This window comes from Limosilactobacillus alvi (genome assembly GCF_016900115.1).
Classification (GTDB): domain Bacteria; phylum Bacillota; class Bacilli; order Lactobacillales; family Lactobacillaceae; genus Limosilactobacillus; species Limosilactobacillus alvi.
On record NZ_JACJJQ010000125.1, the window covers coordinates 1 to 247 of the forward strand.

A 247-nucleotide genomic window follows, 5' to 3' on the forward strand; every position below is an offset into this window, starting at 1 on the left:
GTCTGCGCGAATGACAACGGCCTGGCGCAAAGCTGCCGACCTGATCGGGTGCGGCGTTATCGACGTCTACAGCCCGTATGTGGCACTCACCGACGCAGCGCCGTACATGGCCGATGAAACCCACCCCAATGATTTGGGGCAGTCCGACATCTGGCTGCCAGCCGTGCAGCGGGCTCTTGCAGAGCCTGTCCTACTGACGGGTGATGCGCCTTTGATGGTCAACCCGCTGGCCACGATACGCCCCAAC

General features: G+C 62.8%; 1 protein-coding gene. It reads left to right on the forward strand.

All coding sequences use genetic code 11. From position 1 onward, the window contains the following. On the forward strand, positions 1 to 247 hold a 247-nt coding region (locus H5993_RS09345; RefSeq protein WP_204777124.1), incomplete at both ends, for an SGNH/GDSL hydrolase family protein.